A 13,357-nucleotide genomic window follows, 5' to 3' on the forward strand; every position below is an offset into this window, starting at 1 on the left:
TGCCCATGACCACCGCCTTTTTTGTCGCCGCCGACTGGCTTGCCGAACATATTGATGATCCGGAAATACAAATTCTTGACGCCCGTATGGCGCCGCCAGGACAGGAACATCGTGATATGGCGGGCGAATGTCGCGCCGGACATATTCCCGGCGCGCTGTTTTTTGATATTGAAGCGCTTTCCGATCGCGCATCGCCGCTGCCGCATATGATGCCGCGCCCGGAAGCGTTTGCGGTGGCCATGCGTGAACTGGGTGTTCGCCAGGATAAACACCTGGTCATATACGATGAAGGCAATCTGTTCTCCGCTCCGCGGGCATGGTGGATGCTGCGCACGTTCGGTGCCGAGAAAGTGTCCATTCTGGCGGGCGGGCTGGCGGGCTGGCAGCGCGACGAATGGCTATTGCGCGAAGGCGAGGAAGCGCATGAAGGAGGCGAGTTTGAGGCGAAATTCACGCCGCAAGCCATGGTGCGCCTCACCGACGTATTGCTGGCAAGCCATGAAAAAACCGCGCAAATCGTTGACGCGCGTCCGGCGGCGCGTTTTAACGCTCAGGCTGATGAACCGCGTCCGGGGCTGAGGCGCGGACACATTCCTGGCGCGCTAAACGTTCCGTGGACGGAACTGGTGTATGAGGGCGAATTAAAAACCACTGACGAACTGAATGAGGTTTTTTTCAGCCACGGCGTGAGTTTCGACAGACCGATTATCGCCAGTTGCGGTTCCGGCGTGACGGCCGCGGTCGTGGTGCTGGCGCTCGCCACGCTGGATGTGCCTGACGTCACGCTTTACGACGGCGCGTGGAGCGAATGGGGCGCGCGTACCGATTTACCGGTTGAACCCGCTTAATATCTGCCATGCCGGATGGCGCTCACGCTTATCCGGCCTACCGTTCAGGCTGATGTAAAACGACCTACAGACATTGTTTTTATTCAGCTCTTTTCCGCTGTTCTGCAAACGGGCATTATTTTCTCTTAATAAAATCCTATTTTTTATCGGTAAATACTTTACGTCGGGTATAAGGAGTATCATCACCGCTGTTTTGGTTTTCACCGGGAAATAACTCCTGTAAATATAATTTTTAAGGATGGAAAATGGATATTTCACTCGCTAATTTAATTGAGCTAGTTAAAAAGGTTAACCGCAATAAAGTGCCTAATCCTATGCCTGCCGAGGAAATAAGTCGTCTGCGAGTGCGTAAGTATCGCGATCCGCAAAATACGGAAACCACTGAGTTACCTGAAAGCCTGAAGGCGCTACTGGCCTACGACCGCGATCTACTTAGCAATTATAATATGCCTGTGATTGAAACATTACAAAGATCTATTGATAAAGAGGGAGTAATTCATTCTTACTCCCCTGATGAAGAGGCGTATTACGGCGTTGGCATGGATAGCTCAGGTATTGATATTGAAGATCTGATGCCTGTCTGGAGTAACGATCCCCGTCTTCCGGCATTAATTCGTATCGATCATGTCGGCGATCAGGCCATTTTTATCTATATCACCGAACGGGATGCCAACGGCGAATACCCTATTGCCCGCATGGAACGAAATGAATTCTGGCTGGCGGAGTCTTCTCTGGTGGAATATCTCTATAATATTATTTCGGGCGCTAAAGACATTGGCTTTACCGAAGAGGATTTACATCTTTCGCAATGGAAGGCACAGCAAAAAATGAATGAAAAACGCGATGCCGCTTTACTTGACCTGGAGGATTATCATGAGGCGTTTTGGGCAAAACTGGACGCGCTCGTCGATTAATCGACATGCTGTCGGGTGGCGCTCACGCTTATCCGGCCTACCGTTCAGGCTGATTTAAAACGAATCTACATAAATTCGGTTTAAGCAGGTCACAAAAAAACCGCTCAGTTGAGCGGTTTTTTTGTGCTGGTCCGGTTCGCGGCCTTTCCAGCAGGCTTTGTTGCCATAGCAACGCAGGCACACCGTAGGGGATTAATACTCCCTTTTAAGGGAGCAAATGTCAATATGATTTACCGGGAAACTATTCAACATTTGAGGTATTATCTTTCCCGGCCCTTTCCGCCGTCTCGCAAACGGGCGCTGGCTTCAGGAGAGGATAACCCATGGCCGTAAGCGCAGGCACACCGTAGTGCCTGCTATCACGGCATTATCGCCAGCGGTGCTGCCGTGATGCGGTCTTCGCAAGGACCGCAACATGAAGGTACGATACTTTTGTGTCGTGCTTCTTGTTTCTGGCACGTTGTGTCTTCACGCAGACAGAAGCCACCCAGGTAGCTCTGTTCCCGTAACGCTCAACGTCCAGAGCAGGTAAGCCAGGAGGCCGCCCTGTTGGGCGGCTTTCTTTTATTCAGATGATGCGGTTCTGTTTAAAATCGCGCAGGAACCCGCCCCAGCGGCGCTCGTAGAACGGCGCGATATGCTCAGTGATAAAGTGGCTGATACCCTGCTCGCCCTTCCTCACCTGACAAATATCGATCGGTTCGTCACCCGGTAACGTGTCGGTCGCCACATTGCCCGCTGCGTGAATGATCTCTTCAATATCGCCGTCAGCCTCAATGCCAATCAGCAGATTGGGTTGGGCGTCCGCATGTTCTTTAATCGCGCAGAGAAATGCGCGTTTCACCGGTTTGATGGTTTTAAACAGCGTAGTGAGGGAATCAATCATCTGCGACGGCGGCTCGGCCACTTCGGATAAAATAAGCGACTCGCCGCCTTCCAGCACTTCCTGCGTACTTAACGGACTGCCTTCCTCAGCGAGAAGCAGGCTGATTTCACGCGGCATAAACTCTTTGCCGGTCGGCAATTTAGCGTTGAGGAATAACGTTTCGCCAAGCGTCATTTCAAACAGCGTGCGCGCCGGCATCACCACAAACGCCTGTTCGTCTTCCACGGCCTGCTGCAGCGCCTCCAGAGAAGTAAAGAAGGGAATGACGGTCGTGCCGTCTTCTTTTTCCCAGTGCTGCAAATCCAGAGCGCTGTCTTCCACTATCGCCTCGCCTTCGGCAGCGCTGCCCGGCACCCAGACGGTGGACTCCAGTAAGGTACGGAAAAATGCCGGACGATGCGCGGGCTCAGTCGCCGCTTTCTCCAGCAAGATTTCTAATTCATTTTTAGTTTCGGACATAGGAATCACAAATTATGTATATGGGTTGTAGGCCTGATAAGACGCACGGCGTCGCCATCAGGCAAAATGCCGGGTGGCGCTTCGCTTACCCGGCCTACAAAAACACCGTTCAGGCGGTCAGCAAATTCGCGATGGTGCGCACACCCAGACCGGTTGCCCCGGCAGCCCACTGCTCAACCGGCGCTTTGCGATAAGTGGCGGAACAGTCAATGTGCAGCCAGCCTTCGCGGTAATTTTCAACAAAGTGCGACAGAAAACCCGCGGCGGTGCTTGCCCCGGCGGGATACGCCGCGCTGCCGGTGTTGTTCAGTTCCGCAAAGTTAGACGGCAGCTGGTTACGGTGGAACTCCGCCAGCGGCAGACGCCAGAACGGTTCATTCTCTTGCGCCGCGCTGGTCAGCAAGCGCCCCGCCAGCGTATCGTCAAAACTGAATAGCGCATGATAGTCGTTACCCAGCGCCGTTTTCGCCGCGCCGGTTAACGTCGCCATATCAATGATTAGCTGCGGGTGTTGCGCGCTGGCGTCAATCAGGCCATCCGCCAGTACCAGTCGCCCTTCCGCATCGGTATTCATGACTTCGACATTCTTGCCATTACGGTAGCGAATAATATCGCCCAGTTTAAACGCATTGCCGCTGATCAGATTATCGGCACAGCACAGGAACAGTTTTACGCGTTTATTCAACCCACGGGTAATGGCGAACGCCAGCGCGCCCGTTACTGTCGCCGCGCCGCCCATATCGGATTTCATTGAGTCCATAAAAGCGCTTTGTTTGATACTGTAGCCGCCGGAGTCAAAGGTAATACCTTTACCGACCAGGCAGGCATAAACCGGCGCATCTTTGTCTCCCGTCGGGTTGTAATCCAGCGCCAGCAGCACCGGCGGACGCTCAGAACCACGGCCTACGGTATGCAACCCCATATAGTTCTGCTCGCGCAGATCTTCGCCTTTGGTGATACGATAAGTGACGCTATCGCACGCGACGCTGCACAGCAGATCCACCGCGCGCTGCGCCAGTTGCTCCGGCCCAAGCTCTTCCGCCGGAGCATTAATGGTGTCGCGCACCCAGTCAATAATGGTCAGGCGGTTATCCAGTTCCTGACGTTGGGCATCGTCTAAATCCGGCCACATTACGGTACGGACGCCTTTTGGTCCTTTGTAACCCGCCCAGAATGCCCAACAACGCTCGATATCCCATCCTTCGCCTGTCAGCGCGACCTGTTTTATTCCCAGGCCGTCGATTTTACGCGCCGCACGCTGGATCAACCCCAGATCGTCTTTACCGTTAAGATGCAAGGTAATACCGTCGTTATTAATACTGTAAGTGGCTTTATCGCCCCAGCGCGCATCGGCAGGCTGCGTGGAAAGCGTAATTTTCATGGCTTCTGTCATTGTTATTTTCCTTATTAGCAAACGGGCCGCCGTAGGGCAGCCCGTTAGATCTTTTGCTAAATGATTCGCGTTGCAGGAAGGCGGCAAGTGAGCGAATCCCCGGGAGCATAGCAAACTATGTGACTGGGGTGAGCGAACGTAGCCAACGCACCTGCGGCGAGGATCATGACGCAAAAATTACTCTGCTTCATCCAACCAGACTAGCAGAATCGCCTCCAGAATTTTTTCATTGGATGCGTTAGGGTCGTCGTCAAAATCGTCCAGTTCGCAGATCCACTGATGCAGATCGGTGAAACGAACGGTTTTAGGATCGACATCAGGATATGCGTCGTATAACGCTTCGCCGATCTCGCGGCTATCGGTCCACTTGAGTCCCATACTACCCTCTGTTAATGCTCACGCGCATGGTTGATTGTGTAACGTGGAATTTCGATAACCAGATCGTCGTCGGTAACGCGGGCCTGGCAGCTCAGTCGACTTTCCGGCTCCAGCCCCCACGCTTTATCCAGCATATCGTCTTCTTCTTCCGAACTTTCCGGCAAGGAGTCGAAGCCTTCACGTACAATACAGTGACAGGTGGTGCAGGCGCACGATTTCTCACAGGCGTGTTCAATCTCGATGCCGTTGCGCAGCGCAACGTCAAGAATGGTTTCACCGGTCTCAGCTTCCAGAACTGCGCCATCCGGACAAAGATCCTGATGAGGCAGAATAACAATCTTCGGCATGTTAAACCTCGTCTACGGAATGGCCTTTCAACGCGCGACGAACCGACTGGTCCATGCGGCGAGCGGCAAATTCCTGGGTTTGTTTATCTACGTTTTTAATGGCTTGTTCTATGGCGTCAACATCATCGCCTTGTGCGACCGCGCTTAAATGTGCGGCGGCATCATCAATGCATTGACGTTCTGCGGCGCTTAACAGCGCGGCGTCGGCAGTTAGCGCGCCGGTCAAACTTTCCAGCACGCGCGCGGCTTCGACTTTTTGCTCCGCCAGCATACGCGCTTTCACGTCCTGCTCGGCAAAACTCATGGAATCCTTGATCATCGAGGCGATTTCGCCATCGGTCAGGCCATAGGAAGGTTTGACCTGAATGGAGGCCTCGACGCCGGTGGATTTTTCCATTGCGGTGACGCTCAACAGGCCATCAGCGTCTACCTGGAAGGTCACGCGAATATGCGCCCCGCCCGCCGGCAGCGGCGGAATCCCGCGCAGCGCAAAGCGCGCCAGCGAGCGGCAGTCCTGCACCAGTTCGCGTTCGCCCTGCATCACATGGATAGACATCGCGGTCTGGCCGTCTTTGAAGGTGGTGAAATCCTGCGCGCGCGCCACCGGGATAGTGGTGTTGCGCGGAATGACTTTTTCCACCAGGCCACCCATCGTTTCCAGCCCAAGAGAGAGTGGAATCACGTCCAGCAGCAGCATTTCGCTGTCCGGCTTGTTGCCGACCAGAATATCGGCCTGAATCGCTGCGCCGATAGCGACCACTTTATCCGGGTCGATAGCGGTTAACGGCGTGCGGCCAAAAAATTCGCCCACCCGCTCACGAACCAGCGGTACACGGGTCGAACCGCCGACCATGACCACTTCCAGAACGTCCTGGGGATCAACGCCGGCATCTTTCAATGCGCGACGGCAGGCCAATAGTGTGCGCTTAACCAGCGCGGAAATGAGATCGTTAAACTGCTCGCGAGTGATCTCCCCCTGCCAGCCCGCAACGTTAACGCGAACGGTATCGGCATCGCTTAAGGCGATTTTCGCCGCAATCGCGGCATCCAGCAATTCGCGCTGAACGCGATTGTCGCTACGATCGGCAATTCCCGCCTGCTCGCGAATATAGTCCGCCAGCAGATGGTCAAAGTCGTCGCCGCCGAGCGCAGAATCACCGCCCGTCGCCAGCACTTCAAACACCCCGCGGCTCAGGCGTAAGATAGAGATATCGAAGGTACCGCCGCCGAGATCGTAAACAGCGATAACGCCTTCTTTGCCTGAGTCCAGACCGTAGGCAATCGCCGCCGCCGTCGGTTCGTTGAGCAGGCGCAGGACATGCAGGCCTGCCAGACGCGCGGCGTCTTTCGTTCCCTGACGTTGGGCATCATCGAAATAGGCGGGAACGGTAATCACCACGCCATCCAGCTCGCCGGAGAGCGATTCGCTAGCCCGCGCGGCCAGCGCTTTGAGAATATCAGCAGATACGCATACCGGATTGAGCAATCCAGCCGCCGTGTCAATCATCGGCAGCCCATTAACGCTTGCCTTAAACCGGTAAGGCAGATGCGGATAGCGCGTCTGGATATCCGCCAGCGAGCGTCCCATCATGCGTTTCACAGAGCTGATAGTGTTGGCCGTATCCTGCGCGGCATTGTCACGCGCAGCGTAACCGACCGTATGGCCCTGCTGCTGATAGTGAACCACTGAAGGCAACAGGTGGCGCCCTTCGTGGTCAGGCAGAGTTTCCGCCTGGCCGCTGCGAACCGTCGCAACCAGAGAGTTGGTAGTGCCTAAGTCGATGCCCGCCGCCAGACGACGCTGATGCGGCGCGGCGCTCAGACCAGGCTCACTAATTTGTAATAAGGCCATGTTAGATTCCAGTTAAAAATCGAGCAGCTTTTCTTCGAGTTGTTCTGCGCTGCTTCGCAGTTTATCGAGAAACCGCAGTTTGCGCACCGTATCCGCCGCCGCGTCCCACGCGGCGTTGTCCAACTGTTCCACCATTTGCTGAAGACGAGCATCAAACATCTTTTGTACGCGTTTGATGAAGCTTTCCAGCCGCACGTCGTCTTTTGATTGCTCGATATCGTCCAGCTCTTCGCGAAGCGTGAGTTGTTCCATCAGAAACGCGGTGTCGCGTACCGTATGTTGCTCGCTGGCCAGATCGAACCCGTGTAAGGAGAGCAGATACTCCGCGCGCGTCAAAGGGTGACGCAGCGTTTGCCAGGCCTGGTTGATCGTGGCGGATTGCTGGACGGCGGCAAGCTGCTGCGCCTGGGTGCCGTTGGCAAATTTGTCAGGGTGATACTGGCGTTGCAGATCCTGAAAACGAAGGCTCAGCGCCTGGGTGTCAATCTGATAACGGGCTGGTAAGCCAAAGAGGGTGAAGTAATCCATAACATTCTCAGGGATAGCCTGTCAGAACAAACCCCACACGCAGGCGACCACGGTGGGGTTATACCTTCTTACTTCGCGCCGCAGATGCGTTGTCTGCGCGGGTTCCCCCAGTCATTTACTCAAGTAAGCGCCTGGGGATTCACTCGCTTGCCGCTTTTCTGCAGCACGAATGCTCGGTATAACAGCGGAACACGGTTACACGTGGAAGCTTTCGCCGCAACCACACTCATCTTTCACATTCGGGTTGGAGAATTTAAACCCTTCGTTCAGACCTTCTTTTACGAAGTCCAGCTGTGTACCGTCCAGAAATTGCAGGCTCTTGCCGTCAACCACTACCTTAACGCCTTTGTCTTCAAACACGGTGTCTTCCGCCGTCGGCTCGTCAACAAATTCCAGTACATAAGCCATACCTGAGCAGCCGGAGGTTCTCACGCCCAGACGCAGACCAAACCCTTTACCACGGTTGGCCAGGAAGGTATTAACTCGCGCTGCTGCACTGTCGCTAAGTGTAATCGACATAACAAAACCTCAATGTTAACGTTCTATTTTATTTCGCTTCGCGTTTGCTTTTGTAATCCGCAATAGCGGCTTTAATCGCGTCTTCCGCCAGAATAGAGCAGTGAATTTTCACCGGCGGCAGCTCCAGTTCGTCTGCAATGTCGGTGTTTTTAATCGCCTGCGCTTCGTCCAGGGATTTCCCTTTCACCCACTCCGTTACCAGAGAACTGGAGGCGATAGCGGAACCGCAGCCGTAAGTCTTGAAGCGCGCGTCTTCAATGATACCTTCATCGTTAACTTTAATCTGCAACTTCATGACGTCGCCGCAGGCTGGCGCGCCAACCATGCCGCTTCCCACGTTATCGTCGTTGTTGTCAAACGACCCTACGTTACGCGGGTTCTCATAGTGATCGATTACTTTTTCGCTGTAAGCCATTATAAATTCTCCTGATTCCGATACCGATTAATGATGAGCCCATTCGATGCTGTTCAGATCCACACCCTGCTTGTACATTTCCCACAGTGGAGAAAGGTCACGCAGACGGCCAATGGATTTACGAACCAGATCAATGGTGTAGTCGATCTCTTCTTCAGTGGTAAAACGACCTAAAGAGAAACGGATAGAGCTATGCGCCAGCTCGTCATTCATGCCCAACGCGCGCAGCACGTAGGACGGTTCCAGACTGGCGGAGGTGCAGGCGGAACCGGAAGAGACCGCCAGGTCTTTCAGCGCCATGATCAGCGACTCGCCTTCAACGTAGTTAAAGCTCACGTTGAGAATGTTTGGCGCGCCCTGCTCAAGGTCGCCGTTCAGGTAAACTTCTTCAATATCTTTGATGCCGTTCCACAGACGGTTACGCAGACCGCGCAGACGGGCCATTTCGGTCTCCATCTCTTCTTTCGCGATACGGTAAGCTTCGCCCATGCCGACGATCTGGTGGACAGGCAGAGTACCAGATCGCATACCGCGCTCGTGCCCGCCGCCATGCATCTGCGCTTCAATGCGAATACGCGGCTTACGACGCACATACAGCGCGCCAATGCCTTTCGGACCATAAATTTTATGACCGGAGAAGGACATCAGATCCACTTTCAGTTGGCTCAGATCGATAGGCAGTTTGCCCACGCTCTGGGTGGCATCAACGTGGTAGATGATACCGCGCGCGCGGCACATTTCGCCGATGGTCGCGATATCCTGCACCACGCCGATTTCGTTGTTCACGTGCATGATGGAAACCAGAATGGTGTCGTCACGCATCGCTGCTTCGAGCTCGTTGAGATCGATGATGCCGTTGCGCTGCGGTGCCAGGTAGGTCACTTCAAACCCTTCGCGCTCAAGCTGACGGCAGGTGTCCAGCACCGCTTTGTGCTCGGTCTTGCTGGTGATGATGTGCTTGCCTTTTTTCTGATAAAAGTTGGCAGCGCCTTTGATCGCCAGGTTATCGGACTCCGTCGCCCCTGAGGTAAAGACGATTTCACGCGGGTCGGCGCCGACCAGTTCAGCAATCTGGTTGCGGGCGATATCGACGGCTTCTTCAGCCTGCCAGCCGAAACGGTGTGAACGAGACGCCGGGTTCCCAAAGGTTCCGTCCAGGGTCAGAAACTGCATCATTTTCTCGGCAACACGCGGGTCCACCGGCGTGGTTGCGGAGTAGTCGAGATAAATCGGTAATTTCATTGCTCTTAAACTCCGTACATCACTCAATGCAAGGAATCAGGCAACCGGCTGGATGTACGACCGTGTTGACGGGACGTCCGCGTCCCGGCCTGATTCTGAATTCTTTTTTACGCTTCATCCTTCAGACGACCGCGGCATTCACCGTATGAGGCCGCCAGAAGAGATGGCGTAATATTTTAATTAAGCGCGTAATTTAACGTCGATAGCGTCCTGCGCACGACCACTGGCGCGCGGCGCGTCATGCGTGTGCTGGCGACCAGACACATCCAGAACTTCCTGGTTATTCACCAGCTCGCCTAAGGTAATATTGTTGAGAAAACCGGTCAGGCGATCGCTTAAATCACGCCACAGCGCATGGGTCAGGCATTTATCGCCGCCCTGGCAGCCGCCTTTGCCCTGACAACGGGTCGCGTCAACGGATTCATCAACCGCGCTGATCACTTCGCCGACCGCGATACTGCCAGCATCTTTACCCAGCAGATAACCGCCGCCCGGCCCGCGTACGCTGGAAACCAGACCGTTTTTACGTAAACGGGAAAATAGCTGTTCCAGATAAGAAAGGGAAATCCCCTGACGTTCAGAAATATCAGCCAACGGTACCGGGCCCGCTTCGGAGTTGAGCGCAACGTCTAACATTGCGGTCACGGCATAACGCCCTTTAGATGTCAGTCTCATGTCTTACTTAACCTCAAACTCGCCCCTGCCCGGGGTTTTTTATTGTAAAATGGGGGTATTGCATAGCAGGGACAAGTCTGACATTCCCGAGTAATTTGGTCAACTATTTACTTGAGTAAATTAGTCAGGTATTTAGCGTTCCGTGCGATATTGATGCGGTTACTTGCCTTTATTCTGCTGCTCAATAGACGCCAGAATCCCACGCAGAATATTCAACTCCTGGCTTTCCGGGCGGGCGCGGGTAAACAGACGGCGCAATTTATTCATCACCTGCCCCGGATGGTTTTCGCGAATAAAGCCAGTGGAGAGCAACGTCTGCTCCAGATGGCCGTAGAAACGTTCAAGATCGTCCACCAGCGGATACGGCGTCTCTTCATGATCTGCCGCGTCGCCGTTTTCCTGCGTCGCCAGCCAGGCCATGCGGACTTCATACGCGATGACCTGTACCGCCATCGCCAGATTCAACGAGCTGTACTCCGGGTTAGCGGCAATAGCGACGTGATAATGGCATTTTTGCAACTCATCGTTAGTCAGCCCGACACGCTCACGACCAAAAACCAGCGCAACCGGCGTATTTGCCGCTTCCGCCACGCTTTTTAAGCCGCACTCGCGCGGATCAAGCATCGGCCACGGCAAAGTGCGGGAACGGGCGCTGGTGCCGACCACCAGGCTACAGCCAGCCAACGCTTCATCCAGCGTATCGACGATCTGCGCATTACCGATCACATCGCTGGCGCCTGCCGCCAGGGCGATGGCCTGGGAGTCCGGTTTCACCAACGGGTTTACCAGCCACAGGTTGGTTAAGCCCATGGTTTTCATAGCGCGAGCCACGGAGCCCATATTGCCGGTGTGGGAGGTTTCCACCAGCACAATTCGAATGTTTTGCAGCATTGTCTTTCTTCAGCTAAAGATTATTCTGACATCTTACCATAAAACCAAGACAGATTCCGATCTCGCTGCTATACTCTGCGCCGTTTTCCCGTTCTTTAACATCCAGTGAGAGAGACCGATGCATCCGATGCTGACCATCGCCGTGCGCGCAGCGCGCAAGGCGGGTAATGTAATTGCCAAAAACTATGAAACTCCGGACGCTGTAGAAGCGAGCCAAAAAGGCAGTAACGATTTTGTGACCAATGTAGATAAGGCCGCTGAAGCGGTGATTATCGACACCATTCGCAAATCTTACCCGCAACACACTATTATCACCGAAGAAAGCGGTGAGCACGTTGGCACAGATCAGGATGTTCAATGGGTTATCGATCCGCTGGATGGCACCACCAACTTCATCAAACGTCTGCCACACTTCGCTGTTTCCATTGCTGTACGCATTAAAGGCCGTACTGAAGTGGCTGTCGTGTACGATCCGATGCGTAACGAACTGTTCACCGCCACCCGCGGTCAGGGCGCACAGCTGAACGGCTACCGTCTGCGTGGCAGTACCGTGCGCGATCTGGACGGCACTATCCTCGCTACCGGCTTCCCGTTCAAAGCCAAACAATACGCGACCACCTACATTAATATTATCGGCAAGCTGTTCACCGAATGCGCCGATTTCCGCCGCACCGGTTCCGCCGCGCTGGATCTGGCCTATGTGGCTGCAGGTCGTGTCGATGGTTTCTTTGAAATTGGCCTTCGTCCGTGGGATTTCGCAGCGGGCGAACTGCTGGTTCGTGAAGCGGGCGGTATCGTCAGCGATTTCACCGGCGGTCATAACTACATGATGACCGGTAATATCGTGGCGGGGAATCCGCGCGTCGTTAAAGCCATGCTGGCGAATATGCGCGACGAACTGAGCGATGCGCTGAAGCGCTAAGTCTCTTCGGCGGATGGGGCCACTCATCCGCCGTGCCTTTTCAGGCGTTTTTCCTAAACACAGCCTCATCGCTTTACTTGCCTGCATGTTTTTGTACGATCGCTCCCTGCTCCGCTATTGGCATAAAGCGGCAAGGAAGCGAACATGACCCTTCAACATACCCGACGCATCGTCAAATCCCTTTTTATTCTGTTTATCATTGTGGTCTGTATTTATCTGCTACCCCGCGTAGCGATCAATGCCTTTTATTACCCGGACAATAAAGTCTATGGGCCAACCCCTGCCGAAGCTGAATCCATTACCTTTACCGCCAAAGATGGCACGCATCTGCACGGCTGGTTTATTCCCACTGCTTTCGGCAGGCCGGAAAACGCCGTCGCGACGGTGATTCATGTCCATGGCAACGCCGGAAATATGTCGGCGCACTGGCCGTTAGTCAGCTGGCTGCCAGAACGCAACGTAAACCTGTTTATGTTTGATTACCGTGGTTTTGGCGAATCGGAGGGCACCCCATCACAAGAAGGGCTACTGGATGATACGAAAAGCGCGATAGATTATGTGCGGCATCGTGCCGACGTTAACCCCGAGCGCCTGGTACTGCTGGGGCAGAGCCTGGGCGGCAATAATGTACTGGCCGCCGTAGGCCACTGCGTAGGCTGCGCAAATATGCGCTACGCCGACCAGGCGGGCATACGTGCGATTATCCTCGACTCAACGTTTTTATCCTATTCCTCCATCGCCAACCAGATGATCCCGGGCAGCGGCTATTTGCTTGATGACCGCTATAGCGCGGATCGCAATATTGCCAGCGTCAGCCCCATTCCGGTATTGATTCTTCATGGCACGGCAGACCATGTTATTCCCTGGCAGGACAGTGAGAAATTGTATGCCCTCGCCCGGGAGCCCAAACAAAAAATCTTCATTCCTGACGGCGATCACATTGATGCTTTTTCCGGACGTTATGCAAACCTTTACCGTGATGCAATGATTAAATTTATTCAGACCGCGCTATCCGCTAAATAGCGCGACGCTGTATATATGCATATTTTATGATTAAGAATATATTTATTATACCGATAGTAAAAACC

Annotated in this window: 17 protein-coding genes; 5 read left to right on the plus strand and 12 right to left on the minus strand. The window is 54.1% G+C overall.

Features of this window, described 5'->3' with window-relative positions; genetic code table 11:
• Nucleotides 1–5 precede the first annotated feature (5 nt).
• Nucleotides 6–848 carry a 3-mercaptopyruvate sulfurtransferase gene (sseA, locus tag ACH0VJ_RS15190; RefSeq protein ID WP_079833548.1) on the plus strand — a complete coding sequence of 281 codons (843 nt, stop codon included), beginning with the start codon at nucleotides 6–8 and terminating at the stop codon, nucleotides 846–848.
• Here sseA and ACH0VJ_RS15195 read toward each other — a convergent pair.
• The gene (locus ACH0VJ_RS15195; RefSeq protein WP_000851099.1) at nucleotides 828–1,052 is read right to left on the minus strand and encodes a hypothetical protein; all 225 of its coding nucleotides are present in this window, start codon (nucleotides 1,050–1,052) and stop codon (nucleotides 828–830) included. The genes sseA and ACH0VJ_RS15195 overlap by 21 nt on opposite strands.
• Nucleotides 1,053–1,093: 41 nt before the next feature.
• Here ACH0VJ_RS15195 and ACH0VJ_RS15200 point away from each other — a divergent pair, with 41 nt between their 5' ends.
• Together ACH0VJ_RS15200 and timP are read left to right on the plus strand one after the other, a co-directional pair.
• The gene (locus tag ACH0VJ_RS15200; protein WP_000355297.1) at nucleotides 1,094–1,762 is read left to right on the plus strand and encodes a DUF5066 family protein; all 669 of its coding nucleotides are present in this window, start codon (nucleotides 1,094–1,096) and stop codon (nucleotides 1,760–1,762) included.
• A gap of 415 nt (nucleotides 1,763–2,177) precedes the next feature.
• Nucleotides 2,178–2,294, plus strand: a complete 117-nt coding sequence (gene timP / locus ACH0VJ_RS15205) for a small toxic inner membrane protein TimP (RefSeq protein ID WP_350028759.1) — start codon at nucleotides 2,178–2,180, stop codon at nucleotides 2,292–2,294.
• A 36-nt stretch (nucleotides 2,295–2,330) separates the two neighbouring features.
• Here the strand turns inward: timP and sseB are convergent, their stop codons facing one another.
• The 11 genes from sseB to trmJ form a co-directional block, all read right to left on the minus strand.
• Nucleotides 2,331–3,107, minus strand: coding sequence for an enhanced serine sensitivity protein SseB (gene sseB, locus ACH0VJ_RS15210; protein WP_001522413.1), 777 nt, complete (start codon nucleotides 3,105–3,107; stop codon nucleotides 2,331–2,333).
• 109 nt (nucleotides 3,108–3,216) lie between these two features.
• Entirely contained in the window at nucleotides 3,217–4,500 is a 1,284-nt protein-coding gene (gene pepB / locus ACH0VJ_RS15215; RefSeq protein ID WP_000133536.1) for an aminopeptidase PepB, read from the minus strand.
• 177 nt (nucleotides 4,501–4,677) lie between these two features.
• A complete protein-coding gene (iscX, locus tag ACH0VJ_RS15220) occupies nucleotides 4,678–4,878 on the minus strand; it encodes a Fe-S cluster assembly protein IscX (RefSeq protein ID WP_000523621.1) in 201 nt (66 codons plus the stop codon).
• An 11-nt stretch (nucleotides 4,879–4,889) separates the two neighbouring features.
• Entirely contained in the window at nucleotides 4,890–5,225 is a 336-nt protein-coding gene (fdx, locus tag ACH0VJ_RS15225; RefSeq protein ID WP_001124466.1) for an ISC system 2Fe-2S type ferredoxin, read from the minus strand.
• A gap of 1 nt (nucleotide 5,226) precedes the next feature.
• A complete protein-coding gene (gene hscA / locus ACH0VJ_RS15230; protein WP_001196667.1) occupies nucleotides 5,227–7,077 on the minus strand; it encodes a Fe-S protein assembly chaperone HscA in 1,851 nt (616 codons plus the stop codon).
• Nucleotides 7,078–7,089: 12 nt separating this feature from the next.
• The gene (hscB, locus tag ACH0VJ_RS15235) at nucleotides 7,090–7,605 is read right to left on the minus strand and encodes a co-chaperone HscB (RefSeq protein WP_000384398.1); all 516 of its coding nucleotides are present in this window, start codon (nucleotides 7,603–7,605) and stop codon (nucleotides 7,090–7,092) included.
• Nucleotides 7,606–7,800: 195 nt separating this feature from the next.
• Nucleotides 7,801–8,124: an iron-sulfur cluster assembly protein IscA gene (gene iscA, locus ACH0VJ_RS15240; protein WP_000028952.1), complete on the minus strand. Its 324-nt coding sequence runs from the start codon at nucleotides 8,122–8,124 to the stop codon at nucleotides 7,801–7,803.
• Nucleotides 8,125–8,152: 28 nt separating this feature from the next.
• Nucleotides 8,153–8,539, minus strand: a complete 387-nt coding sequence (iscU, locus tag ACH0VJ_RS15245; protein ID WP_000331704.1) for a Fe-S cluster assembly scaffold IscU — start codon at nucleotides 8,537–8,539, stop codon at nucleotides 8,153–8,155.
• Nucleotides 8,540–8,566: 27 nt separating this feature from the next.
• Nucleotides 8,567–9,781: a cysteine desulfurase gene (gene iscS, locus ACH0VJ_RS15250; protein WP_000775263.1), complete on the minus strand. Its 1,215-nt coding sequence runs from the start codon at nucleotides 9,779–9,781 to the stop codon at nucleotides 8,567–8,569.
• Between the two features lie 180 nt (nucleotides 9,782–9,961).
• The gene (iscR, locus tag ACH0VJ_RS15255; protein WP_001241346.1) at nucleotides 9,962–10,456 is read right to left on the minus strand and encodes a Fe-S cluster assembly transcriptional regulator IscR; all 495 of its coding nucleotides are present in this window, start codon (nucleotides 10,454–10,456) and stop codon (nucleotides 9,962–9,964) included.
• A gap of 159 nt (nucleotides 10,457–10,615) precedes the next feature.
• The gene (trmJ, locus tag ACH0VJ_RS15260; RefSeq protein ID WP_000940032.1) at nucleotides 10,616–11,347 is read right to left on the minus strand and encodes a tRNA (cytosine(32)/uridine(32)-2'-O)-methyltransferase TrmJ; all 732 of its coding nucleotides are present in this window, start codon (nucleotides 11,345–11,347) and stop codon (nucleotides 10,616–10,618) included.
• 118 nt (nucleotides 11,348–11,465) lie between these two features.
• On the opposite strand from trmJ, the gene suhB reads away from it, so the two are divergent.
• Both suhB and ACH0VJ_RS15270 read left to right on the plus strand, forming a co-directional pair.
• Nucleotides 11,466–12,269: an inositol-1-monophosphatase gene (gene suhB / locus ACH0VJ_RS15265; RefSeq protein WP_000553470.1), complete on the plus strand. Its 804-nt coding sequence runs from the start codon at nucleotides 11,466–11,468 to the stop codon at nucleotides 12,267–12,269.
• 144 nt (nucleotides 12,270–12,413) lie between these two features.
• Entirely contained in the window at nucleotides 12,414–13,292 is an 879-nt protein-coding gene (locus tag ACH0VJ_RS15270) for an alpha/beta hydrolase (RefSeq protein ID WP_000174944.1), read from the plus strand.
• Nucleotides 13,293–13,357 lie beyond the last annotated feature (65 nt).

Source organism: Salmonella sp. 2020_1459 (genome assembly GCF_043847915.1).
Lineage (GTDB): Bacteria > Pseudomonadota > Gammaproteobacteria > Enterobacterales > Enterobacteriaceae > Salmonella > Salmonella enterica.

Bases quoted from the DNA above. Each gene is read 5' to 3' on its own strand.
- sseA (WP_079833548.1), top strand. From the start codon at position 6: ATGACCACCGCCTTTTTTGTCGCCGCCGACTGGCTTGCCGAACATATT.
- hscA (WP_001196667.1), bottom strand. From the start codon at position 7,077: ATGGCCTTATTACAAATTAGTGAGCCTGGTCTGAGCGCCGCGCCGCAT.
- trmJ (WP_000940032.1), bottom strand. From the start codon at position 11,347: ATGCTGCAAAACATTCGAATTGTGCTGGTGGAAACCTCCCACACCGGC.
- iscA (WP_000028952.1), bottom strand. From the start codon at position 8,124: ATGTCGATTACACTTAGCGACAGTGCAGCAGCGCGAGTTAATACCTTC.
- iscR (WP_001241346.1), bottom strand. From the start codon at position 10,456: ATGAGACTGACATCTAAAGGGCGTTATGCCGTGACCGCAATGTTAGAC.
- ACH0VJ_RS15200 (WP_000355297.1), top strand. From the start codon at position 1,094: ATGGATATTTCACTCGCTAATTTAATTGAGCTAGTTAAAAAGGTTAAC.
- suhB (WP_000553470.1), top strand. From the start codon at position 11,466: ATGCATCCGATGCTGACCATCGCCGTGCGCGCAGCGCGCAAGGCGGGT.
- iscS (WP_000775263.1), bottom strand. From the start codon at position 9,781: ATGAAATTACCGATTTATCTCGACTACTCCGCAACCACGCCGGTGGAC.
- ACH0VJ_RS15270 (WP_000174944.1), top strand. From the start codon at position 12,414: ATGACCCTTCAACATACCCGACGCATCGTCAAATCCCTTTTTATTCTG.
- sseB (WP_001522413.1), bottom strand. From the start codon at position 3,107: ATGTCCGAAACTAAAAATGAATTAGAAATCTTGCTGGAGAAAGCGGCG.
- iscU (WP_000331704.1), bottom strand. From the start codon at position 8,539: ATGGCTTACAGCGAAAAAGTAATCGATCACTATGAGAACCCGCGTAAC.
- timP (WP_350028759.1), top strand. From the start codon at position 2,178: ATGAAGGTACGATACTTTTGTGTCGTGCTTCTTGTTTCTGGCACGTTG.
- hscB (WP_000384398.1), bottom strand. From the start codon at position 7,605: ATGGATTACTTCACCCTCTTTGGCTTACCAGCCCGTTATCAGATTGAC.
- iscX (WP_000523621.1), bottom strand. From the start codon at position 4,878: ATGGGACTCAAGTGGACCGATAGCCGCGAGATCGGCGAAGCGTTATAC.
- pepB (WP_000133536.1), bottom strand. From the start codon at position 4,500: ATGACAGAAGCCATGAAAATTACGCTTTCCACGCAGCCTGCCGATGCG.
- fdx (WP_001124466.1), bottom strand. From the start codon at position 5,225: ATGCCGAAGATTGTTATTCTGCCTCATCAGGATCTTTGTCCGGATGGC.